Here is a 23563-nt window from a genome sequence, read left to right as displayed (position 1 = left end):
TCAATTCAGACCGGTTGCACTGCGTCCCTTCAGCGCAAACCAGCTCCCCTTTATCCCGATATCCCGATTATTGGCAAAGGCCGATGCAGGCAATCACCCGCTTCGTTTTGGGATATCGATTTGTGCCACAGCCGATGGCGTCGTGCCATCGGGTTGGCAACCAAGAAAGGGGAATCTTGCCCCCTCAAGCAAGATTCCCCTTTGCACCCTACCCAGTTACTGGGCCCGATTGCTCGGATGGCTTCGACGGATCCCCTTAGAAGTCGAAGCGCGCAAGGAAGGTGTAACGCCGGTCGTTGCGGAAGGCCGAACGTGTGATCCGGGTTCCGTCAAAGTCGACGACCTGGCTCGTCACGGTCACTTCGTCGAGCAGGTTCACGCCCTGGACGCCCAGCTTCAGGTAATCGGTGACCGAGAAGAAGATCGACGCATCGAGCTGACCGGTCGATTCCTGCCAGATCGGCGAGAACGGGAAGATGTCGTCGCGCGGCGTGATCAGGAAGTCCGAACGCCAGTTGTAGGCTGCGCGCATCGACAGCGGTCCCTTTTCATAGAAGACCGTGGCGTTGACCGTGTGCTCGGAAATCCCGGCAAGCGGCTGCGATGAAGCGAACAGGCTGGTGTTGCCCGCCAGATCGGAGTTCGAGAATTGACCACCATCAATGTAGGTGTAAGTCCCCGCGAACCCGAGGCCGTCAAGCGGCGAAGGCAGGAAGTCGTAAGTCTGCTGATAGCCGATTTCGACGCCCTTGAGCGTGCCGCCATTGGCATTGACTGGGCCGTTGACTTCAACCGGTACAACCAGATTGCCGCTCGGCGCAATGAAATCGACCGTATCGACACCCGAATTCACGATACCCTGAATGTCCTTGAGGAAGCCGGAAACCGTGATCGAGCCGACATCGTCGAAATACCATTCGACCGAGAGATCGTAATTCCAGGATTCAACCGGGCGAATGTTGCGGTTGCCGGTGAACAGCTGGAACAACGGACCGGTTTCCAGCGTGCCTTCGGCGCGCAGGTCGTTGGTGTTGTCACCAATCGCACCGCCCGAACGGAACAGCTGCAAGTCAGGCCGCGAAATGCCCTTCGAAACGGCAGCACGGAACAGCAGCCCGCCGCCGACATCAAGCCGTGCGTTGAAGCTGGGCAGCCAGTGATCGAAGGTGATGGCGCGATCATCGAGCACCAGATCGCCGGTGAAGGCCGCCGCAAATTCCTGTTTGCGGGCATCCGACAGGCCGCAGAAGCCCGGCAGGGTCTGCCCCGGAGGCGTACGACCGCAGGAAGCGTTAAGCTCCGACACTTCGACAATACCGTTACCGTTGCCCTGACCGTTGGTGACGCTGGGGTCATCAAAGCCGAACGGGCTCGGGAAACCGATCAGACCGCCGGTGCGGACCTTGGTTTCGACGAAACGTACGCCGAAGTTGCCTTCGAGGTTCCAGCCATTGTCGAAATCCGTGCCGTAGTCGATGCGGGCGTAGGCTGCCTTGGTGATTTCGGTAACATCCGAAACTTCAGGCGGGCAGAACGGGTCGCAAGCCGTGGTGTTGCCGGCGATATCGGTGAAGAAACGACCCTGAACGCCGAAGAACGGGTTCGGAGTTTGCGAGAAGATGTTCAGCTCGCGCGCCTGATTGGCGGTTTCGCCCGAGAGGTATTCACCCAGGAAGTCATCGCCGCCGTAGAAGAACGCGCCACCGCCCGCGATCGGGGTCGGCGCATTGCCGCGCTGGAACCCGTCTGCGAAGGGTGACCGGAAGTTGGAGAAGCCAGGGAATTCATCAACATAGGCACCGCCTGCGATCGCGAATTCCTGACCCGGAAGGCCGGTGAAGAAACGACCCGGCTGGAAACCGCCGGTAGCAGCACAGCCCGGACCCGCGTTCCACGGAGCGCAGCCTGCACGGCCAGCCCAAGGAGCCGAAAGGTTGCCCCAGGTGCTGAAATTGGTGTCACGGGTGATCCGGTCACGCTCGGCCCAGCGAGCACCGAAGCGGGCGCTCTTGAAGAAGCCGGTGTCGCTGATGTCGTATTCGGCATCGAAGCGCGCGCTTTCCAGTTGACCTTCGTTGCGGGCGAGCGAGTCGAGCAGGAACCAGTAATAGGTGTTCTGGCCGCTGGTGAAGTAATCGCTCGGAGCCCCCGGAGGCGCGAGGAATTCGACCTGCGGAGTCTCGCCTGAAGCATCAATGGCAATGTTCGCCCAGCTGCTCATTACGCCGATGATCGAGTCCTGACGCAGGTCGGATTCGATCCGCTGCGCTTCGAAGTTGACCCGGAAGCGATCGGTGACTTCCCAATCGATGTCGATCGAGAAATCTTGCGTGGTTGCAAGCGTATCACGCTGGAAACGCAGCGATTCGAGCGGAATACCGCCGCGACCGAACGGGTTGGCGTAGGCATCGCCGATGCGCTGGCTGAGAATGCCGCGCTGGAAAATGCCGTTTTCGTCGAATTCCCAAGTCGTGCCTGCCGCCGGGACCGGGAACAGCGCATCGTCATTGACGAGCGCGAGCAGCGCGGCTTCGTCAGTGGCGAAGCTGGTTTCCGAACGCAGCCATTCAAAGGTGACGAGGAAATCGCGGTTTGGGCTTTCGTACTGGACGACAGCGTTGAACGCTTCACGATCACGCTCGAGTCCGGTCGTGCGGACACCCGCACCCTTGGGCGCAATGACCGTGCCCGGAGGTGGGAAGTTCGACGAATCGAAGCCGGTGGGATCTCCGACGCCGCCCGAGCTCACCGAAGTCGTGCGGAAGCACGGACCGTCCAGAGTGTCTGCGCGATAGCAGGGGTCAGTCAGCTGCGACGCATCGGTGCGGCTGATCAGTTCCGAACGAGCATAGCCAAACTGGAGGCCGATCGAACCGCCTTCATTTTCGAAGGTGGTCGAACCGAGAACCGAGAAGCCCGGCGAGGTTTCTTCAGCGAGGTCACCAACGTTGGCTTCGATCGTGCCCGACAGGCGGGTGCCGCGATTGTCGAGCGGCTTGCGAGTGACGAGATTGACGGTACCGGCGATGCCGCCGTCGACCATGTCAGCCGTGACGTTCTTGAACACTTCGACGCGGCCGAGCAGTTCGGGCGAAACGTCGTTGAAGCTGAGGACAACACCGTTAGAAGCCGAGAAGATGTCACGACCATTCAGTTCGGAACGGACAAACGGCAGACCACGGATGATGACGCCGGTGCCTTCGACCGAGAAACGGTCAGGGTCGGAAGTCTTTTCGAAACGGCCGATGTTGACGCCGGGGATACGCTGCAGCGTTTCGGCAACCGAACGGTCAGGCAGTGCGCCGATGTCCTCTGCGGTCACCGCATCGACGAAGGTGTCTGCGTCACGCTTGATGTTCTGGGCGTTTTCCAGCGAGGCGCGGAAACCGCTGACGACGATCTCATTGCTGGCTTCAGCAACTTCGGTGACGTCCTCATCTTCGTCTGCATCCTGCGCATAGGCAGGACCGGCGATTGCCATGGACATCGCCAAACCCGAAGCGGTGGTGAGTGCAAAAAGACGCCGCGAAGGCGCAGTACGACTGGTATTCATGGATTGAATTCCCCTCCCAAGATCCCCTGGCGGCGTTCTTGCCGTCCGTGTTGGAAGTCTGGTAGCAACATTTGTGAGCGTTCTCAAGACTTGCAATATTAGGTTCACATTGCATTGTGGCATACAAGTCACAGAGGCGCGGGTGGAGAGGATGCGCGGGGGCTGCTAAAGCGGCCTGCGGGATAGAGGAAATCATGGCAATTCAACAAATAATCATCGTCGGTGGAGGCACCGCAGGCTGGATGGCAGCAGCGGCCCTGTCGCGACTCAAGACCAACCGCGATCTGGGGATTACTCTGATCGAATCGGAGCAGATCGGTACTGTCGGCGTGGGCGAGGCAACCATTCCGCCTTTCGTGGGCTTCAATGATCTGCTCGGAATCAGCGAGGCGGAAATGCTCGCCGAAGTGGGCGGCACGTTCAAACTGGGCATCCAGTTCGAGAACTGGGGGAAGCGCGGCGACAGCTATATCCACCCGTTCGGCGCTTATGGCTACACGATGGGCGGTCTTTCCTTCCACCACATCTGGCACAAATTCGCCAAAGACGGGGACAAGCGCCCGATTCAAGTCTTCAACGTAGAAACCATGGCCGCCTATTTCGGCAAGTTCATGCGCAGCGAGGACTATCAAAAGCAGCGCGACGATCTGCCGCCGGTCAACTACGCCTATCACCTCGATGCGGGCCGCTATGCCGCCTACCTGCGCAAATACGCCGAAGCTCGCGGCGTGGTGCGGCAGGAGGGGCGCATCAGCAATGCGAATCTCCACAGCGAAACCGGCTTTGTCACTTCAGTAATGCTGGACGACGGGAGCGAGATTGCGGGCGACCTGTTTATCGATTGCTCGGGTTTCCGGGGGCTGTTGATCGAACAGGCGCTGGAAACCGGGTATGAGGACTGGACCCACTGGCTGCCCTGCAACCGGGCGGTTGCCCTGCCCTGCAAGCGCGAGGATGGCAGTCCGCCCCCACCCTTTACCCGCGCCACCGCGCACAGCGCCGGATGGCAATGGCAGGTGCCGCTGCAACACCGTAACGGCAACGGCCACGTCTATTGCAGCAGCTACATGGAAGATCAGGAGGCGCTCGACATCCTGCTCGGCAATATCGCCGGAAAACCGCAGGCCGAACCCAATTTCCTGCGCTTCACCACCGGACGGCGCAAGAAGTTCTGGAACAAGAACGTCGTTGCGCTGGGCCTTGCCGCGGGGTTCATGGAGCCGCTCGAATCGACCTCGATCCACCTCATCAACACCGGGGTGGACAAGCTGTTGTCGCTGCTTTCGCTCGACGGGGTGACACAGGCGCAGCAGGACACGTTCAACCGCCTGACCGCGCGTGAGTACGCGCGCATCCGCGATTTCCTGATCCTGCACTATAACGCCACCACGCGCGACGACAGCGACTTCTGGAACTATGTCCGCACCATGGACGTGCCCGATACGCTCACCGAGAAGGTCGAGATATTCAAGGCCAACGGTCAGATCTTCCGCGAGGAAGACGAACTGTTCACCGAAACGAGTTGGGCAGCGGTGATGATGGGTCAGGGCATCGCCATGACGGGCCACAATCCGATGGCGGATTCGCTCGATATAGCCACCACGCGCCGCGAAATCGACGAGATGGAACAGTCAATCCGCTTCCTGGTGCAGCACATGCCGGGGCATGGCGACTATCTGGCACGCTATTGCCCGGCAAAGGCCGCCTGAGGGGGCTCAACGACACACAAGTGGGGCTGAAAGGTTTTGAGAAAGCCCGAAGCCCCGCTTCATCCGCTTCATTCATGACCGTGCAATCGGCGAGACCATACGCATCAGGTTTTCGACAGCAAATCTTGATAGCGTTCTCATAAATGGACAACACAGCCTGTCAAAAGGCATGGACTCAATAAACAGATCGGAACCTGGGGAGGATTACGATGAAGACACAAGTCGCAACTCTGGCCGCAGCCGTGCTGCTGGGCACTTCGGCCATCGCTCTTGCACCGCTGGGCGCACAAAACCGCGCCGCGCTTGAAGCGCTCGATGCGCAATTGCCCGGTGATCTCGTCAACGATCCCTCCCGTATCGACTGGCAAAGCTACGGTGCCGATCTCGAAGCGTCCTCGATCGTCGATGAATCGATCCCCGGCGGCGGGGCGGCACGGCGGTTCGAGGTCAAACGTGCGGCGGAATTCATCTACACGGCGGGCACCAATATCCCGCTGACCGAATCGGTCGATCGCGGCGAGACGGTAACTGTCGGGTTCTACGCCCGTACCATCGAAAGCGACGAGCCCGACGGCAACGGCGTGGTGCGCGTGCGCTTTCAGCGCAATGTCGAACCCTATCCCGGCTTTGGCGAACAGACGCTCACCATCGGCAAGGATTGGCAGTGGTACGAAGTCACCGCCACCGCCGAACAGAAACTGCGTTCGGACGACGGGATCATCGCCCTGCAATTCGGACGCTCGCGCCAGATTATCGAAATCGGGCAGGCCATCGTCGTCAGCGGCGCCGCCAAGATCGCCGAGACCGGGCCGGTAACCGTGGCGGCGGCCAGCTTCCAAATCCCCGACCTCGAAATGCCCGAAGGGCTCGAAGGGACAGGCACGCTGATCAATGACCCGGGCCAGAATTTCTGGAAGTTCGGCGGCTCCACCGGCAGGCACGAAAGCCGCGAGGAGCGCGAAATCTGGATGATGCGCGCCACCCGCTTTACCGTGGATGATCCGGCATCGAACCTGACCGATCTGGCCGCGACCGTGCCGATCAACCGCACCATCAACGAAGGCGACGATCTGGTTATCGCGATTGCCGCGCGCACCATCAGCGCGTCGACCGAAGACGGGCGCGCCGTTGCCGCATCGCGCATTCAAGGGACTTCGCCGCCGTTTGAAAGCTTTGCCTCAAACCGGTTCCGCATCGGCCCGCAATGGCAGCTGATCAAGATCGAGACGAAGGCTCCGCGCGGTTACGGCGCAGGCGGCGCCGAGTTGGAGCTGTATTTCGGCGGAACCGTGCAGGAAGTGGACCTTGGCCCGGTCTACGTCTTCAAGGTCAACAAATAGGCGGAAATCAGACAATCGCGTCGGCAATCACGCCCAGCGCGATTGTCAGCAACCCGAGCCCAGTGGAAAGCTGCACGCGCAGGCTGAAGAAGTCCTTCGCGGCGTATCCCAGCGCGCGGTCCACCAACGGGGACGCAATTATCAGCGCGCCCAGATACATCAGCGCCGGGCCGGGCCATTCCCACCCGAACGTCCACGGCAGGAACAACGCAACCGCCAGCAGGCTAGGCATGACGGCAATCAGATAGGCCCCCGCCCCGCCCCTGCCCGTGGCGATGGCCTGTCCCCACCACACACCGCCAAGGAAGCTGAAAATCGCAGCCGCATAGGCGAACCCTCCGGCAAGAGCGGTATAGGCGTAGTCATGACCCATAGCGGCCAGTGCAACGCAGATGATCTGGGGCAGCAGCCCGGCATAGCCGAGCCAGCGCGAAGCGGGAGTAAGGCTGTTTTGTCCGTCCATGCAGGCACAAACCTGCGGGAATCGGGCAAGTTCCCGCCAAGCTTGCGAGCCGGGGCGATTTGCGCCAACCCGTGGCCATGAACCTGTTCGATCTTTCTGGCCGCGTCGCGGTCATCACCGGCGGCAATGGCGGCCTTGGACTTGGCATGGCGCGCGGGCTTGTGAAAGCGGGCGCGAATGTCGCGATCTGGGCGCGCAACGAGGCCAAGAACAACGCCGCATTCGAAGAGCTTAGCGAAATTGGCGGCGGTTGCGTTCTCACCCAACTCTGCGATGTCGCTCGGGAATCGGATATCGAAGAGGCCATGCGCGCCACGCTTGACGTGTTCGGCCGCGTCGACATCGCTTTTGCCAATGCCGGAATTTCGGGCGCGGGAACGCGGATTCCTGACATCACCGCCGAAGGCTGGAACGCGACCTTTGCCGTCAACACCCGCGGCCCCGCACTCGTCTACAAGCACGTCTCCCGCCACATGATCGAACGCGCCGAAAACGGCGATGCAGGCGGCAAGTTGATCGTCACATCCTCCGGCCAATCGATCATGGGGGTCAACAAAAGCTCCGACTATGCCGCGTCCAAGGCGGCGGTGAACGGCCTGACCCGCGGCGCGGCCTTCGAACTGGCGCGCTATGGCATCACCGCCAACGCGCTGCTTTTCGGCTATTACGAAACCGACATCACGGCGAAAGCCAACCCGCGCTTTGCCGAATGGATGTCGCAGCGCATTCCCTTGCGCCGCCCCGGCGATCATGCAGGGCTGGAAGGGCTGGCGGTGTTCTTTGCCTCCTCGCATTCGGATTACATCACCGGACAATGCCTGCCGGTCGATGGCGGGCTTTCGATCAGCTAGAATTGGCGGAACGGCGGCCCCATATGCCCGTTGTCCCCTTACCTCCCTTGCAAACGGACCCTTCACCTTGGCCGAAGACGACATTCCCGATTTCGACGACAAGCCCGCAGACCGGTCACGCGAAAAAGCCGTGCCGTCGGGACGGCTGGCGCGGATCGGCACTTTCGGGCGGCTGGTCGGTGGGGTCGCTGGCGGCATGGCCGCAGAGGGCGCGCGGCGGCTTTCCAGTGGTGAGAGGATTTCGGCGCGCGACCTGATCCTGACGCCGGGCAATGTCCAGCGGCTGACCGATCGCCTGTCGCACCTGCGTGGCGCGGCGATGAAGATGGGGCAGATGATCAGCCTGGATGCAGGCGATTTCCTGCCGCCCGAATTGTCGAAAATCCTCGCCACTCTGCGCGATCAGGCGAATTTCATGCCGACGCGGCAACTGGATCAGGTGCTGAAAAGCGAATGGGGGCCGGACTGGCGCAAGCAGTTCCGCTGGTTCAACCCCCGCCCCATTGCCGCCGCCAGCATCGGGCAAGTGCACAAGGCGCTGACCCGCGATGGCGAATTGCTGGCGATCAAGGTGCAATATCCCGGCGTTGCCAAGAGCATCGACAGTGACGTCGACAATGTGATGACGCTGCTGAAAGTCGCCGGTTTCGCCCCGCCTGAGCTGGAGATCGAAAAACTCCTCGCCGCAGCCAAGAAACAGCTGCACGAAGAAGCCGACTACCAGCGCGAAGGCGCACAGATGGAGATGTACCGCGAAAGGCTCTCCGGCATCGAAGGCTTCGTCGTCCCGCGCCTGCACGAAGGGCTGACGCGCGGCTCGATCCTCGCCATGAGTTTCGAGGAAGGCGTGAGCATCGAGGAACTCGAAAACGAAACACCCGAGCGGCGCAACGCGACGATGGAGCGGCTTATGCGACTGGTGGCGCGCGAATTGTTCGATTTCGGGGTGATGCAGACCGATCCCAACTTCGCCAATTTCCGCTTCCGCCCTTCGACCGGGGAAATCGTGCTGCTCGATTTCGGTGCCTGCCGCGATGTCGATCCCGATGTGTCGAACGGCTATCGCAAGATGTTGCAGGCGGGCCTCAACGGCAATCGCGAGGAAGTGCTAGCGGCAACCATCGAATCCGGCTTCATGATGCCGATTGTCGCGGAAAAGCACCCGGAGCGGGTGAACCGCATGATCGACATCGTGATCAACGAAATGCGCGAGGACAAGCCGTTCGACTTTGGCGACCGCGCCTTTGTCCCGCTGCTGCGCGAAGAAGGCATGGAAATCGCCAAGGACAAGGACACCTGGGCTTTCCCGCCGATCGAAACGCTGTTCGTCCAGCGCAAGGTATCAGGCACCGCGCTGCTGGGTGCTCGGCTCAAGGCCAAGGTCAATATCCGCCGCCTGACGGAGGAGGTGCTGGCTTCGACCAAGCCCCTCCCCGCCAAGGCCGCCTGATCACTCGCCCTGTACGGCCAGTTGCGCCGCGATCCAGCGATCAACGTGCTCTTCCAGCACGGACAGTGGAATGGCGCCGTTTTCCAGCACGGTATCGTGGAAATCGCGCAGCGAGAAATTCGCGCCCAACGCTTCCTCTGCGCGGGTACGCAGTTCCCGGATTTTCAGTTCGCCCACCTTGTAAGCCAGCGCCTGACCCGGCCAGGTCATGTAACGATTGACCTCCGCATCGATATTGGCCGCCGACAGCGCGGTATTCTCGGTCATGAAATCGACCGCCTGCTGCTTGCTCCAGCCCTTTGAATGCAGCCCGGTGTCGACCACCAGTCGGGTCGCGCGCCACATTTCATAGCTGAGCCGCCCCATCTGCTTGGCCGGGGTGTCATAAAGGCCCATCTCGATCCCGAGCCGTTCCGAATAGAGGCCCCAGCCTTCGACAAAGGCGGTGAAGAAGGTGCCGTTGGCGCGCAGCGGGTGAATGTCGAGCTCCTGTTGCAGCGCGATCTGGAGATGGTGGCCGGGCGCCGCTTCGTGCACGCCCAGCGCGGGAAGTTCCCACAGAGGCCGCTGGTCCAGTTCGGTCATGTTGAGCCGGTAAATCCCCGCCTGCCCGTTTTCGAGCGAACCCGGCTCGTAATAGGCCGTGGTGTTGCCCGGCGCGACGGCCGCAGGCATCGGCAGCACGGTATAGGGCTGACGCGGCAGCCGCCCGAACAGCTGCGGCAGGAACCCGTCGATATGCTTCGCCAGCGCCTGAGTGTAGCGCAGGTACTCGTCCTCGTCGGTCATGTAATATTGCGGATCGGTGCGCAGGTGCTCGATGAAGGCCTCTCGCGTGTCGAACCCGGCCTCTGCCGCGACCGTCTCCATTTCGGCCCGGATACGTGCGACTTCGGACAGCCCCAGATTGTGCACTTCTTCCGGCGTCATGTCGGTGGTGGTGAAGCTTTTGACCCGGTGGGCGTAATATTCGGCCCCGCCCGGCGTCGCCATCACGCCCGGAGTGCCGCTGCGGCAATTGGGCGCGTATTCCTGCGTGTAGAAATCGAGGAACGCCTTGTACCCTGAAAGCACCCCGCCGCTGATCGCGGTTTGGGCGCGGGCTTTCAGCGAAGTCCAGTTTTCTTCACTCACTGATGCGGGCCGCTCCCCGGCGAAGGGGCGCCAGAGCGGCGATTTCGTGTAATCCTCCACCACGCGCTGACGAATGCCGTTGTCGAAGCCCTGCATCGGCTCGCACGGCTGCGTCAGCCCGCGCGCCACCGCTTCGCGGCTGCGGGCGATACCATCGGCATTGTAGGCCTCGAACCCTTCGAGCCGCCCAACGTAACTTTCGTAATCGGCCTGCGTGAACAAGGGCGAGCGATACGGCATGGAATCAAAGCCGTAGAACCAGCCGCCGCGATTGGTGAAAAGGATGTAGCGCGAATGATCAAAGGCGCTGGCTTCTATCTGATCTTCGAAGCTGCTTTTCAGCACCGCGTAATCAATCTGGAGATCGACCGGGAGTTGTTCGGCATCAATGCCATTAAGACGGGCAAGAAAAGCCCGCGCTTCAGCGATTTCACGATCATATGCGGCAAGCGACAGATCGCCCAGCTTCCCGTCACCCCGCCGGTCGCCGACGCTGGTCGCCAGCATCGGAGAACTGTCGAGCGCCGCCTCCCAAACTTCTTCGCGCAGCGTCTCGTAATCCTCAACCGGGCCGGCGAGTGCCGGAAATGCGGGAAGTGCCACCAGGGCAAGGCTGCAAACAATTCTACGCATCCGATATTTACTCCAAATTCAGTATGTTAATTGTTGCCCAAGCGATCAATCTTGCGGTACAACGCAAATATGTTGCAGGCTTCGACAAGCAAACCATCTATCCTCTTCGTCTGCCTCGGCAATATCTGCCGTTCGCCCATGGCCGAAGGCGCATTGAAATCGGCCGCTGCCAAAATCGGTCTGGACGTCATCGTCGATTCCGTCGGGACTGCCAATTACCATATCGGGCAAGCACCCGATCCGCGAGCGATTGCTGTTGCTCGCGCCAATGGCGTCGACATCGGCGGAGTGATCGGGCGCCAGTTGACTGAAATGGACTTCCTCGATTTCACTCATATCTTCGCCCTTGATACCGCCAACATGGCCGGGATCAAGGCGCGCGCTCCGCGACACGGCACGGCTCGCATTGCCTTGCTGCTTGATGCTGTCGAGGGGCGCGAGGGAAAGTCGGTGCCCGATCCGTATTATGGCGATTCCGAAGAATTCGAGCAGTGCTGGAAGACAATCGACGAAGCCTGTCATGCCTTGGCCCGCACACTGGCCCGCGATGGTGTGAACGCCCGCTTCTGACAGAGGCCGCAACAGCCTACCCGCCACGCAGCAATTGCACGCCCCAATCGCGTTCGAACAGATACAGCAGGATACGCGCCGCCTCGCCGCGTGGAGAGGTCAAGCCCCCGTCACGCTCGATCAAAAGCCGCGCATCGGCATGGGCTGCGGGTAGCAGTTTCTGCACCTGATCCAGAGCGGCAATCCGAAACGCAGCCTCCCCCGATTGCCGCGTGCCGAGCAATTCGCCGCCACCGCGCAGCTCAAGGTCTTCCTCGGCGATGCGGAAGCCGTCCTGCGTTTCGCGCATCAGCGCCAGCCGCTTCTTGCCGGTTTCGGTTAGCTCCCCACCGCGCAGCAACAGGCAGACCGATTTCTCGCTCCCCCTCCCCACGCGCCCACGCAACTGGTGCAATTGGGCTAGGCCAAACCGTTCGGCCTGTTCGATCACCATCAGCGTCGCGGATGGAACATCGACCCCGACTTCGATCACCGTGGTCGCGATCAGCAGCTTCGCCCCGCCGCTGGCGAAGCGTTCCATATTGGCGTCCTTCACCTCGGGCCTCAGCTGTCCGTGGACCAGCACCACGTCATCGCCAAACCGCTCCTTCAACGAGGCATAGCGCGCCTCCGCCGCGGCGATATCGGCGACTTCGCTGTCGCGCACCATCGGGCACACCCAATAGGCTTGCTGCCCGGTGGCGAGGTGACGTTCCACCCCGGCAACCACATCCTCCAGCCGTTCCTGCGCGACGACCCGCGTATCGATCGCCTGCCTGCCCGGCGGCAACTCGTCGAGGCGGCTGACATCCATCTCGCCATATTGCGCCAGCGTCAGGCTGCGCGGGATCGGCGTTGCCGTCATCGCCAAGGTGTGCGGCGCCCGCCTGCCCTTACCCGCCAGCGCCAGCCTTTGCTGCACGCCGAAGCGGTGCTGTTCGTCAATCACGACAAGTCCGAGATCGCGATAGGTGACGCTGTCCTGAAAAATGGCATGCGTGCCGACGAGAATGTCGATCTCGCCATTCACCAGCCCCATCAGCAGCCCTTCGCGCTCGCGCCCCTTCGCACGGCCTGTCAGCAAAGCGATTTCCGCGCCCGTGGGGGCAGCCATCTTGCTCAGCGTCTCGTAATGCTGGCGCGCGAGGATTTCCGTCGGGGCGAGCAAAGCGGCCTGCTTGCCCGCCTCCACCGCTATCAGCATCGCCTCAAGCGCCACCACCGTCTTGCCCGCGCCGACATCGCCCTGCAGCAGCCGCAGCATCGGCGCTTCCTGCTGCATGTCGCCTTCGATTTCCGCGACAGACCGCTTCTGCGCTCCCGTCGTCTCGAACGGCAATTGCAGACGGTCGCGCAGCGATCGGTCACCAATCAGCGCCTGCCCCTTGCGCCTGCGCCCCTCCGCCTTGACCAGCAGCAGCGCGAGGCTGTTCGCGAGCAATTCGTCATAGGCCAACCGGTCGCGCGCCTTTTCATTGGTGGACTGGTGCGCCAGCTTGATCGCGTCGCGCCATGCGGGCCAACCCTCTCGCTCGAACTGGCCGGGTTCGATCCATTCGGGCAGGTCGGGCAGGCGATCGAGCGATTGCGCGACCAGCCCTGCTACCTTGGGCTGGGTCAGCCCTTCGGACAGGGCATAGACCGGCTCCACCAGCCGCCCCATATGCGCGGCGCTGTTGTCTTCGACATGATCGGGATGGACGATCTGGAGCATGTCGCCATAGCGATCAAGCCGCCCGGCAACCCAGCGTTTCTCGCCCACGGGCAAGGTCTTTTTCGCGGTGTAGGACGCCCGCCCGAAATAGGTCAGCGCGCAGATATTGCCGATATCGTCCTGGGCCAGCACCCGGTAGGGCCCGCGCTGGTTGCGCGATGCGCGATGCTCTGTCGGGGTCAGCGCGATAATAACCTGTTCGCCCTCCGCCCCTTCGTCGAGATTGGCGATGGCACGCCGGGTAACGAAGCGTTCCGGCAAATGGTACGCGACATCCTTCACCCGCGTCAGGCCGAGCTTCTCAAGCGGCTTCGCCAGCTTCGGCCCGACACCGTCGAGCGTCTGGCTTTCGGCAAAGATCGGATTGAGCACCTCTGGACGCATGATCGCAGTCTATACCCGGTTGCACGGCTGGCGCGAGTGTCTTACCTGTCCGGCCATGTCGGATATGCCCACTTTCGAAACCCGTCTCGCCCGCGCCAAATTCCGTGCATGGCATCGGGGCACCCGCGAAGCCGACTACATGATCGGCGGTTTCTTCGATCGCTACCACGCCGAATGGGGCGAAGCCGAAATGGACTGGTTCGAAGACCTGCTGGCCGAAGATGACGTCGACGTGATGGCATGGGGGCTTCAGACGCAACCTGTGCCAAAGCGGTTTCAGGGCGAACTGATCCAGAAGATGCAGAAGCTGGATTACGTCGATATTCCAAGCTAGGGCGCGGTTCTTTTCTGAAAGCGCGGGAACTCTCTGCGCGCCTGCGACCTTTTGACCTGACCATGCCCGATTTGAACCGCATATTGCGCGCCGACGCGCCGTTGACCCTGTCGTCGCTCGCACGCGGCGCGCAGCCGCTGGTCATGGCCGATCTGGCGCGCGCGGCAAAACAGCGCGCCGTCTTCATCGCGCCCGATGATGCCGCGATGCGCAGCGTGGCCGAGGCCGCACGGTTCTTTGCACCCGAAGTCGAAGTGCTCGAATTCCCGGCTTGGGACTGCCTGCCCTACGACCGCGCCAGCCCCGCCCTCTCGATCAGCGCGGCGCGGCTTTCGGCGCTGTTCCGGCTCCAGCGACCGTCTTCGTCCTCGCAATTGCTGGTCACGACGGTCAATGCCGCGCTGCAACGGGTGCTGACGCCGTTCCGCATCCGGGAAAGCGTGCGCGAGTTCAAGCCCGGCACAACCATCGGGCATGACAGCCTCGCCGCGCTGCTGACGCGTCAGGGTTACACCCGTACCGATACAGTGATCGATCACGGTGAATTCGCGGTGCGCGGGTCAATTGTCGACATCTTCCCGTCGTCTCTGGAAGAAGGCCTGCGGCTCGATTTCTTTGGTGACGAGCTGGAAAGCCTGCGCCTGTTCGATCCCTCGACCCAGCGCAGCACCGGGCGGCTCGACGCGCATCTGCTGCTCCCTGCGTCGGAGGCGTTGATCGACGAAGACAGTATCAAGCGCTTCCGTTCGCGCTATCGCGAGATGTTCGGTGCGGCGGCGACGCAGGACCCGCTCTATGAGGCGGTGAGCGACGGGCGGCGACTGGCGGGGATGGAGCACTGGCTCCCCCTGTTCGAAGACAAGCTGGCGACACTGTTCGATCATCTGGGCAAGGATGATGTGGTCGTGATCGACCAGGCGGCGCTTGGCGCTGCGGAAGAGCGCCTGTCAGACATTTCCGACTATCACGAACAGCGCGGCCGCGTGGCGAGCGAGCGCACCGGCAGCTATCGCCCGCTGGCGAAGGATGCGCTGTATCTGTCTGACAGCGAATTCCAGTCGGGCCTTGCCAACTCCAAGGCCCACCGTGCCAGCCTGTTCGCCTCTCCCGAAGGCGAGGCGACGCTGGATTTCGGGTTCAAGGGCGCGCGTGACTTCGCTCCGGAACGGGCCCGAGGCGACAACGTCTACGAAGCGGCAGCGAAGCATTTCGCGGGCGTAACCAAGGCCGGGCGCAAAGCCTTGTTCGCGGCCTATTCCACCGGCAGCCGCGCGCGCATCGCCTCCATCCTTGAAGAAGCGGGCGCGCCCACCGTTCTGGCGGACAGCTGGCAGGAAGCGCTCGGCCTGGCCGCCAAAGGCAAAACTGCGGCGATGGTGCTTCCGCTCGACACCGGCTTTTCCAGCGACGCGATCGAACTGCTGACCGAACAGGACGTGCTCGGCGACAGGCTGGTGCGGCGCAAGAAGAAGCGCAAGGATTCCGACGCCTTCCTCGCCGAGCTTCAGGCGCTTTCACGGGGCGATCTGGTCGTCCATCTCGAACACGGGATCGGCAAGTACCTCGGTCTTGAACCCATCGCCGTTGGCAAAAGCCAGCACGATTGCGTCGCGCTGGAATATGCAGGCGGGGACAAGCTGTTCATCCCGGTCGAGAACATCGACGTGCTGTCGCGCTACGGATCGTCCGAAGATGCGGTTCCGCTCGATCGTCTGGGTGGCGAGGCATGGCAGAAACGCCGCGCCCGATTGAAGGAACGCATCACCGCCATCGCAGGCGAACTGATGAAGATCGCGGCCCAGCGCGCTCTCAGGAAAGCGCCCGTGCTGGCAGCGGACGAAGCCAGCTTCAACCAATTCGTCGATCGCTTCCCATGGGAGGAAACCGAGGATCAGGACGCGGCCATCACCGATGTGCTGCGCGATCTGGAAAGCGGCAGGCCGATGGACCGGCTGGTGTGCGGCGATGTCGGCTTCGGCAAGACCGAGGTGGCCCTGCGCGCCGCCTTCGTCGCGGCAATGAACGGGCAGCAGGTCGCCGTGGTCGCGCCCACCACCCTGCTCGCCCGCCAGCATTACCAGAACTTTGCCGAACGGTTTTCCGGTTTCCCGCTAAAAGTCGGACGGCTGTCGCGGCTCGTCACCTCCAAGGAAATGACAGAGACGCGCGAGGGGCTGGCCAAGGGCGATATCGACATCGTCGTCGGCACTCACGCGATCCTGTCCAAATCAACCGAGTTCAGGAACCTCGGCCTCGTCATCGTGGACGAGGAACAACGGTTTGGCGTCACCCACAAGGAAAAGCTGAAGCAACTGCGCGCCGATGTGCATATGCTCACGCTCACCGCCACGCCGATCCCGCGCACGCTGCAAATGGCGATGAGCGGCCTGCGCGAACTTTCCACCATCCAGACCCCGCCGGTCGATCGCCTCGCGGTGCGCACCTATGTGATGGAATGGGACGACATGGTGATGCGCGAAGCCTTGCTGCGCGAACACCATCGCGGCGGGCAAAGCTTCATCGTGGTGCCGCGCATTTCCGACATGGCCGGCGTCGAAGAATGGCTGCGGGAACACGTGCCGGAAGTGAAATCGATCAGCGCCCACGGCCAGATGGGCGCAGGCGAGATCGAAGAACGGATGAGCGCGTTCTACGAAGGCAAGTACGAAGTGCTGCTTTCGACCACCATCGTCGAAAGCGGGCTCGACCTTCCCTCCGCCAACACCATCATCATCCACCGCGCCGACCGTTTTGGCCTTGCCCAGCTTTACCAGCTGCGCGGGCGTGTCGGCCGGTCGAAACTGCGCGCCTATGCCTATCTTACGCATGAAAAGGACGTGCAATTGTCCGAAGTCGCGGAAAAGCGGCTCAAGGTGCTGGGCGATCTAGACAGCCTAGGCGCAGGGTTCCAACTGGCGAGCCACGATCTCGACATTCGCGGTGCGGGCAATCTGCTGGGTGACGAGCAGTCGGGCCACATCCGCGAAGTCGGGTTCGAATTGTACCAGTCGATGCTTGAGGACGCGATCCTGGCTGCCAAGGCGGGCGAAATGGGGCTGGAGAAGGCGCAGGATGCCTTCAGCCCGCAGATCACCGTCGATGCGCCGATCATGATCCCGGAAGATTACGTCCCCGATCTGGCGGTGCGCATGGCGCTTTATCGCCGTCTCAACCAGGCGCGCGACAAGGCCGAGATCGAAAGCCTCGCCGCCGAGATGATCGACCGTTTCGGCGACCTGCCCGCCCCGACCAGGAACCTCGTCCGCCTGATCGAAATCAAGCATCAGGCGATCACCGCCAACATCGCCAAGATCGACGTCGGCGCGCGCGGAACACTGGTGAGCTTCCACAAGGACGATTTCCCCGACGGCCCGGGCCTTGTCGCCTATGTTGACCGGCTGAACCAGAGCCGCCCCGAAACCGCCAAGCTGCGGCCCGACATGAAGCTGGTCATCAACCGTGCATGGGGCGATCCCGACAGCCGCCTGAATGGCCTGTTCCAGCTGACCAAAGGACTAAGCGGGATTGTGCGCAAAGCGCGCAAAAAAGCAGCTTAGAGGCGTCAAAGACCCAGCGTTGCCGGGTCCACCCCTTGTGCGACAAGGGCTTCAACCAGATTGCGTTGGGTTCGCTCGACATCGTGCTTCGCGGCTTCAGCTAACTGCGCGTCCAGCGATGCCCGGTCGAGCCATCTTCCCCCGGCGACAACGCCAGACACCGACCGGAGCGCGGCAATATCTTCCGTAGGGTCGCTGTCCAACAGAATAAGGTCGGCTTGGTAACCCTCGACCACCAGCCCCACATCGTCTTGCCGGCCCAAGGCGATCGCGGGATTGATCGTGGCTGCACGCAGAACGCTGGTGATATCGAGTCCAGCTTCCTCCAGCAGTTCGAGTTCCTCGATCAGCGAAATTCCCGGCACGTTGGTGAATATCCCGGCGTCGCTTCCTGCGACAAGCAGCACGCCCTCATCAGCGAGTTGGCGGACCATGAACTTGTAGAATTCGAACGCCGCGCGGTTCCGTTCCACATCCTCATTGGCCCAGCGATCATACTCCGCCTGGCTTTGTGCAACCAGCAAGGGATTGAGCATCTCGGTCCCCGGTCGCTGAAGATAAGCGCCTTGGGTCTCTGCCACCCTGAGCAGGTTGTAAAATGCCAGCAGGGTCGGATCGACCGGCACCTTGGCTTCGGCGATCTGGCGCGCAAGCGCACGCCCGGCCGCTTCATCGTGGCGATCCCGCAATCCATGCCACACAATCGATTCGACGTGCTCAATGGTAACAAAGCCATCATCCAGAATTTCACCGAAGGCTATGTCGAAAGGGAGCTGGTACGGCATTCCAGCCTTTCGCTCGCCTTCGGGAGTGTGCCCCATGATTGTCATCCCGAGCCGATCCGCTTCGCTCAGCACTGCCTCATAGGCTTCGCGGGTGAGGTTCGAATGCACCTTGATCCTGCGATATCCGGCCTCGTGCTGTTGCTGCACGGCACTTCGCGCTTCCGCAGCCGTCGCAATCATCTGATGGTTGATCTGCGCATTAGGGCCGGGACTGTTCAGGATCGGCCCTGTCGTAATCAGCCGGGGGCCGATCACGTCCCCTTGCTCGATTTCCTGTGCTAGGCGCAGATGGAACGGCATCCCCGATGCATTGCGGATCGTTGTAACGCCAGCCGCCAGATAGGCGCCCAGGGATTGCCGATCCCAGACGTGGACATGCATGTCGACGAGCCCGGGCATGACCACCCGCCCGTCTCCTTCGATAATCGTCGTTGCGCCTTGGGTCTCGACCTGATCGGTCGGCATGATCCGAACGATCCTGCCGTCCGCGATCAGGATGGCCATTTCGGGAACCAGCCGGGCATGTTCCCCTTCGAGGTGGAGTATCCGGACGTTGTTCAGCAGCAACCTGTCACCGTCCTGCGCGCTCGCAGGGGTGGCTTGCATCACGAATGCAGCAAGGCTGAAAAGAAAGGCTCTCAATACATTCATGGCATCCCCCATCGCTGGAGAGGCACCTTAGCCATGCCGCCATGAAGTCGGCAACCGCGCTTGGGTGAGATCGGGACAACCGCCTGAACGGCCTGTTCTAAGTGACCAAGCTGCCAAGTGGGATTGTGCAGAACGGGAAGAAGCGGGAAAAGGGCTCCGTCAAATACCCGGAAAGGGAGAATACGATGTTCACCGGGCTGGTTCCAATACCCGAGGGGTGTCCGTGGCAATATCTCGACGAAGAGCATTCGCGGTTCTTCACATCTGAACTCAGAAGCGAAATCGGCCCCGAACATTTTCTCAGTTCCTGGGCAAACACGCTCATCGTCATCGCAAGGCACAGCGGCTCCGATGATGTGATCGTCGCTGACACGGATAACATCCGGAACCTGTTCTGGGTGCATCTGACATGGTCTGGAAAGATCGATCAGTTCCCAGACAAATATCCATCTGTGGGTCGAGTTCCGAATTCAGACTTGCTTGGATTCTTCCTTAAGGAAGCGAAAAATCAGACCGCTAGAGGCGACCAAGAGTCGCTGATCGATACGGTCACGCGCGCATTGGAAGAACTTGAGGCGAGCGATGATCTTGTCATTTGCAGCCCGTATTCCAGCCTCGTGGCGCAAAAGATAGTCGACAAGATTGAAGTCGCAACCGGCCTGTCGTTAAGTCGAGGGTCGCCGACGAAGTAGGCCAGCCCCTACCCGTGCCCCGCACCCCTTGCGGTCTTGGACAAGGCCAGAACATCGTCGCTCTTCATCGGCTGGGCGCGCAGGAAGCCCTGCCAGTAATCGCAGCCTTCGCTGATGATTGTTGCGCGCTGTACGTCGGTTTCGATCCCTTCGGCGTAGACATCCAGTTCCAGCGCCTTGGCATCGCCGGGAACGCCATCGACCATGATCTTGTCCAGCTTGATCGCGTCCAGCGGCAATTCGCGCAGGTACCGGAAATTGCAGAAGCCCGCGCCGAAATCGTCAAGCGCCGTGCGAAAACCGAGCGCCCGCAACGCACCAAGCGCGCCCGACGCCTGCGCCAGATTGTGCACCAGCAGGTCTTCGGTGATTTCCAGCATCAGGCGATGCGGCTCGATCTCGCTCTTGCTGATGACGGCGGCGAAATCGGCGGCAAAACGCGGATCGCCCAGTTCCTCGGGCGTGATGTTGAGCGATACGGTGAGTTCGTCGGGCCAGTGCGATGCATCCTCCAGCGCACGGGCGACGACATGGCGGGAAAGCGGGGCGACCAGCGCGGCGCGTTCGGCAATCGCAAACAGATCGCGCGCGCCGATTTCCCCCAGCGTCGGGTGCTGCCAGCGCGCCAGCGCCTCCGCCCCGACGACCGCGCCGGTGCGGCAGGAAAACTGCGGCTGGAACAGCACTTCGATCTCGCGCCGGTCAAGCGCGCGCAACAGATCGGTTTCGAGCGCGGATGCCTTCACACCCGGAAACGCACCGCGCAGGGGCTCTCCCCCAGCCTCGCGCAGCGAGCCGGACAGCGTCTTTCCGATTGATGTGGGCCCTTTGTCCATTTCCCTCCATCTAGAGCCACTCGGCACGATTTGCTCTATCCAATTGCAATCCGCCCAGTTTTGGAACATCACACGCGCGATTTATGCGCAAGGGGGGGCGCGCAGCTATTGTATCCACACAAAAGTGAACGCGTGGGTAAGGCGGAAACAAGGGAAACCTTGTGCGAAAGGGCGTGAATGGGAACTTCACCGGCGACACAGGCTGAACGCAACGGCTTTCGCAAGGTCGCGCTGCTGGCGTCCGATGCTCCGCGCGCGCAGGAAGCCCATGCGATGCTGTCCGAACAACGCGAATGGGCTCCGCTAGAGGAGGCAGACGCGGCCGTGGTGCTTGGCGGCGACGGCTTCATGCTCACCATCCTGCACGACATGCTCGAATCAGGGCGTGTCATCCCCGCCTATGGGATGAACCGCGGAACAGTCGGTTTCCTGATGAACCGCTTTCATTCACGATTCGACGTCATCGAACGGCTCGACAAGGCGCGCGGCAAAACGATCGCCCCGCTCGAAATCAAAGCCACGACGCAAGATGGTGCGACCCACACCTTGCGCGCGATCAACGAATTGTCGCTGCTGCGTGAAACCCGTCAGACGGCGAAAATCGAGGTCACCGTCGGCAGCCGGGTGCGGATCAAGGAGCTGGTGTGCGACGGCGTGCTGGTGGCGACGCCTGCGGGTTCCACCGCCTATAACCTCTCCGCCAACGGCCCGATCCTGCCGCTGGACAGCGGGATGCTCGCCCTTACCCCGATTTCGCCATTTCGCCCCCGGCGTTGGCGCGGCGCGATCCTGCCTGATGAAATGCCGATCAAGTTCCGCGTGCTCGAACCGGTCAAGCGACCCATCGCCGCCGTGGCCGACCAGAAGGAACTGCGCGACATCGCCGAGGTGGAGATCCGGATCTGCCATGAGACGGAGCTGGAACTGCTGTTCGACCCGGGCCAATCGCTAGCCGAACGGATCGTGTCGGAGCAATTTGCGGTCGATTGATTTCCGGGCGTCATTTTTCCTCGAAAGGGGTCTTGCAATGCCCGCGCTCGACTCATATACGCGCGCTCTCGCTTCCCTCCATACCGCTTGGGAAGCTGCTCCCCGATAGCTCAGCGGTAGAGTAGGTGACTGTTAATCACTTGGTCGTTGGTTCGAATCCAACTCGGGGAGCCATTTTTCCTTTAATTTTCATTACTTTTCAAAGCCTTGCAGCGATACGCGCCAGGCCTTCCCCACGTTATTCCCCACATCTGAGCAACAGATTAGCCTTTCTCATCTTGGCCAATCAGTTTTGCCATAGCCTTTAGGTAACGTGTCGCGGCCTCAGCTTTGGCAGATCGCACACCGTGCTTCCAAGCGTTGCTCTTACCTTTAAGCGCAACCCGGTTTGTCCCGCCTTACCTACAGCACCTCTTCCGCCCTTCTCACTTGGTTTAACAATCAATCGAGCCAACCAGTATGTCTCTCCAACGTTCGTAAGCCGCCGGAGTGAGATGAATCCCGTCGGTTGTGTATTCGGGCAGTAGATAGCCAGTTGGGGCAATCTCGGCGTTGAGATCCATGAAGGTGCAAGAGCCGGAGCTGCATTCGCGTTCAAGCGCGCTGTTCAATTTTTTGATCCGAGCGTTAGCGTCATTCTGTTCGGCATCGCGCAAGGTTGTGGAAACGACAATCACGTTGGCAGTTCGGTCTAGTCGGTTGATGACTTGGCGGTATCTTTCAAAGATCGCGTGGTCATCCTGACTGTAGGCCAAATCGTTTGTTCCAACCATGACAACAGCGGTATCTGCTCCGACGCGTGTAATTTCATCTATCCGCGCAAGAAGGCCAGCCGTGGTTTCCCACTCAACACCCCTCATCACCATATCGCACTCTGGCAACTCCTGATCCCACTTACCTCGCCAAACTATGCTGTCGCCCAGTATTACTACACGGCCCGAGGCCGGATTTGCTTGATACCATGCGACCTTGTCACGATAGAACTTGTCGTCGGGGATTTGGTCGATATTGCGAGCCTGATGCAAGACGGCTGCACCTGCCCCGGCAAGGACAACCATCAACGTAGTAAGCACCAAAGATCGCTTCATAACCGGGAAATAGGCTAGGCCATCGATGGCTCGCAATCAAAACATTGAATTGGTTCGCATCGCTTCGGCGTTAGGAATCGTGCTGTTCCATTCAGGTGCACCCGGAGCCGCCATAGGCTATTCTGGGCTAATCGCTTTCACAGCCCTCTCGACATACTTCGCAAACAGCGATGCAACCAAACTGGCGAAGCGCGTTTTAGTGCCTTGGCTGTTCTGGTCGATTTTCTATTTTGCTTGGAGGTTTGCCGCCGACGGCAACCCGTTCCATGACGGCCTAACCCCTTTGCAATCCGCGCTCTACGGCACGCACCTATGGTTTCTGCCGTTTATCTTCGTGGTCAACGTCGTGGTGTCGAAACTTCGCTCAGAGCATTTGCCGCTCGTTTGTTCTCTATTGGCTTTTGCATTCTTAGCCGCGACCCCATGGTGGAGAGAAATACAGCTCTCCTTTGACCCTCCACTAATTCAATTTCTACATGCCATCCCAGCCGCGCTGCTAGGCATAGCGTTCCGGACTAGGGCTGGAATTGCCATATCCGCGCTCGGTTTGGGCGTTTGTATGTTCTGGCAAATTGGCGGTGTCAGCTTGCCCTACGCATTGGGCGGAGGTGCGGTAATGGCGGCCATCCTTTTGCCGAGGATAAGCCTAAACGTGGAGAACGTATCCGCGTGCATGTTGGGCGTCTATCTGGTCCATATAGCCGCATTGGGGGTCTTCAATCGCATCTCAGGACCGGAAACAATTATCACCGCTTCTGGTGCCTTCTTGGCCTCGCTAGTCGGCGTGTGGTTGACGCGGAAGTTCATGCCGTTGAGCCGTTCGGTGCTTGGGTAGGCCTGCGCGCTGCGC

Annotated in this window: 17 protein-coding genes and 1 tRNA gene; 11 read left to right on the top strand and 7 right to left on the bottom strand. The window is 61.0% G+C overall.

Translation table 11 applies throughout. The annotated features are described in order from the left end of the window. Window positions 1–256: 256 nt before the first annotated feature. A complete protein-coding gene (locus tag L1K66_RS09410) occupies window positions 257–3553 on the bottom strand; it encodes a TonB-dependent receptor (RefSeq protein WP_252257634.1) in 3297 nt (1098 codons plus the stop codon). Window positions 3554–3747: 194 nt separating this feature from the next. Here L1K66_RS09410 and L1K66_RS09405 point away from each other — a divergent pair, with 194 nt between their 5' ends. Beyond that, a complete protein-coding gene (locus tag L1K66_RS09405) occupies window positions 3748–5262 on the top strand; it encodes a tryptophan halogenase family protein (RefSeq protein WP_252257633.1) in 1515 nt (504 codons plus the stop codon). Between the two features lie 209 nt (window positions 5263–5471). Then, a complete protein-coding gene (locus L1K66_RS09400; RefSeq protein WP_252257632.1) occupies window positions 5472–6602 on the top strand; it encodes a hypothetical protein in 1131 nt (376 codons plus the stop codon). Window positions 6603–6609: 7 nt separating this feature from the next. Here L1K66_RS09400 and L1K66_RS09395 read toward each other — a convergent pair whose 3' ends face one another. Continuing rightward, on the bottom strand, window positions 6610–7065 hold the full coding sequence (locus L1K66_RS09395) for a DUF3429 domain-containing protein (protein ID WP_252257631.1): 456 nt from the start codon (window positions 7063–7065) through the stop codon (window positions 6610–6612). Window positions 7066–7142: 77 nt separating this feature from the next. On the opposite strand from L1K66_RS09395, the gene L1K66_RS09390 reads away from it, so the two are divergent. Together L1K66_RS09390 and L1K66_RS09385 are read left to right on the top strand one after the other, a co-directional pair. Beyond that, on the top strand, window positions 7143–7916 hold the full coding sequence (locus tag L1K66_RS09390) for an SDR family NAD(P)-dependent oxidoreductase (RefSeq protein WP_252257630.1): 774 nt from the start codon (window positions 7143–7145) through the stop codon (window positions 7914–7916). A gap of 67 nt (window positions 7917–7983) precedes the next feature. Then, window positions 7984–9366, top strand: coding sequence for an ABC1 kinase family protein (locus L1K66_RS09385; protein WP_252257629.1), 1383 nt, complete (start codon window positions 7984–7986; stop codon window positions 9364–9366). On the opposite strand, the gene L1K66_RS09380 is transcribed toward L1K66_RS09385, so the two are convergent. Then, window positions 9367–11133 (bottom strand): DUF885 domain-containing protein, encoded by a 1767-nt coding sequence (locus L1K66_RS09380; RefSeq protein ID WP_252257628.1) that lies wholly within the window; start codon window positions 11131–11133, stop codon window positions 9367–9369. Between the two features lie 69 nt (window positions 11134–11202). Between L1K66_RS09380 and L1K66_RS09375 the strand changes: the two genes are divergently transcribed. Beyond that, complete coding sequence (locus tag L1K66_RS09375) at window positions 11203–11703, top strand: low molecular weight protein-tyrosine-phosphatase (protein ID WP_256471501.1); 501 nt, start codon at window positions 11203–11205, stop codon at window positions 11701–11703. A 16-nt stretch (window positions 11704–11719) separates the two neighbouring features. Here the strand turns inward: L1K66_RS09375 and recG are convergent, their stop codons facing one another. Further along, window positions 11720–13780, bottom strand: coding sequence for an ATP-dependent DNA helicase RecG (recG, locus tag L1K66_RS09370; protein ID WP_252257626.1), 2061 nt, complete (start codon window positions 13778–13780; stop codon window positions 11720–11722). A 55-nt stretch (window positions 13781–13835) separates the two neighbouring features. Here recG and L1K66_RS09365 point away from each other — a divergent pair, with 55 nt between their 5' ends. Continuing rightward, complete coding sequence (locus L1K66_RS09365; RefSeq protein ID WP_252260478.1) at window positions 13836–14114, top strand: FAD assembly factor SdhE; 279 nt, start codon at window positions 13836–13838, stop codon at window positions 14112–14114. Between the two features lie 62 nt (window positions 14115–14176). After that, the gene (gene mfd, locus L1K66_RS09360; protein ID WP_252257625.1) at window positions 14177–17671 is read left to right on the top strand and encodes a transcription-repair coupling factor; all 3495 of its coding nucleotides are present in this window, start codon (window positions 14177–14179) and stop codon (window positions 17669–17671) included. Between the two features lie 5 nt (window positions 17672–17676). Here mfd and L1K66_RS09355 read toward each other — a convergent pair whose 3' ends face one another. Beyond that, the gene (locus L1K66_RS09355) at window positions 17677–19107 is read right to left on the bottom strand and encodes an amidohydrolase family protein (RefSeq protein ID WP_252257624.1); all 1431 of its coding nucleotides are present in this window, start codon (window positions 19105–19107) and stop codon (window positions 17677–17679) included. A gap of 101 nt (window positions 19108–19208) precedes the next feature. On the opposite strand from L1K66_RS09355, the gene L1K66_RS09350 reads away from it, so the two are divergent. After that, window positions 19209–19799 (top strand): hypothetical protein, encoded by a 591-nt coding sequence (locus tag L1K66_RS09350; RefSeq protein WP_252257623.1) that lies wholly within the window; start codon window positions 19209–19211, stop codon window positions 19797–19799. Between the two features lie 8 nt (window positions 19800–19807). Here L1K66_RS09350 and L1K66_RS09345 read toward each other — a convergent pair whose 3' ends face one another. Then, window positions 19808–20635 (bottom strand): EAL domain-containing protein, encoded by an 828-nt coding sequence (locus L1K66_RS09345; RefSeq protein ID WP_252257622.1) that lies wholly within the window; start codon window positions 20633–20635, stop codon window positions 19808–19810. A gap of 177 nt (window positions 20636–20812) precedes the next feature. Between L1K66_RS09345 and L1K66_RS09340 the strand changes: the two genes are divergently transcribed. Both L1K66_RS09340 and L1K66_RS09335 read left to right on the top strand, forming a co-directional pair. After that, the gene (locus L1K66_RS09340; RefSeq protein ID WP_252257621.1) at window positions 20813–21625 is read left to right on the top strand and encodes an NAD kinase; all 813 of its coding nucleotides are present in this window, start codon (window positions 20813–20815) and stop codon (window positions 21623–21625) included. A 99-nt stretch (window positions 21626–21724) separates the two neighbouring features. Further along, a tRNA-Asn gene (locus L1K66_RS09335) sits at window positions 21725–21799 on the top strand. Window positions 21800–22059: 260 nt separating this feature from the next. On the opposite strand, the gene L1K66_RS09330 is transcribed toward L1K66_RS09335, so the two are convergent. Beyond that, on the bottom strand, window positions 22060–22713 hold the full coding sequence (locus L1K66_RS09330) for a GDSL-type esterase/lipase family protein (RefSeq protein WP_252257620.1): 654 nt from the start codon (window positions 22711–22713) through the stop codon (window positions 22060–22062). A gap of 25 nt (window positions 22714–22738) precedes the next feature. Here L1K66_RS09330 and L1K66_RS09325 point away from each other — a divergent pair, with 25 nt between their 5' ends. After that, complete coding sequence (locus L1K66_RS09325) at window positions 22739–23548, top strand: hypothetical protein (RefSeq protein WP_252257619.1); 810 nt, start codon at window positions 22739–22741, stop codon at window positions 23546–23548. The last annotated feature ends 15 nt before the right edge of the window (window positions 23549–23563 follow it).

The organism is Erythrobacter aurantius, from assembly GCF_023823125.1.
Lineage (GTDB): Bacteria > Pseudomonadota > Alphaproteobacteria > Sphingomonadales > Sphingomonadaceae > Erythrobacter > Erythrobacter aurantius.
Note: the sequence above shows the minus strand (reverse complement) of the source record. Positions and strands in the feature narration are given on the sequence as shown.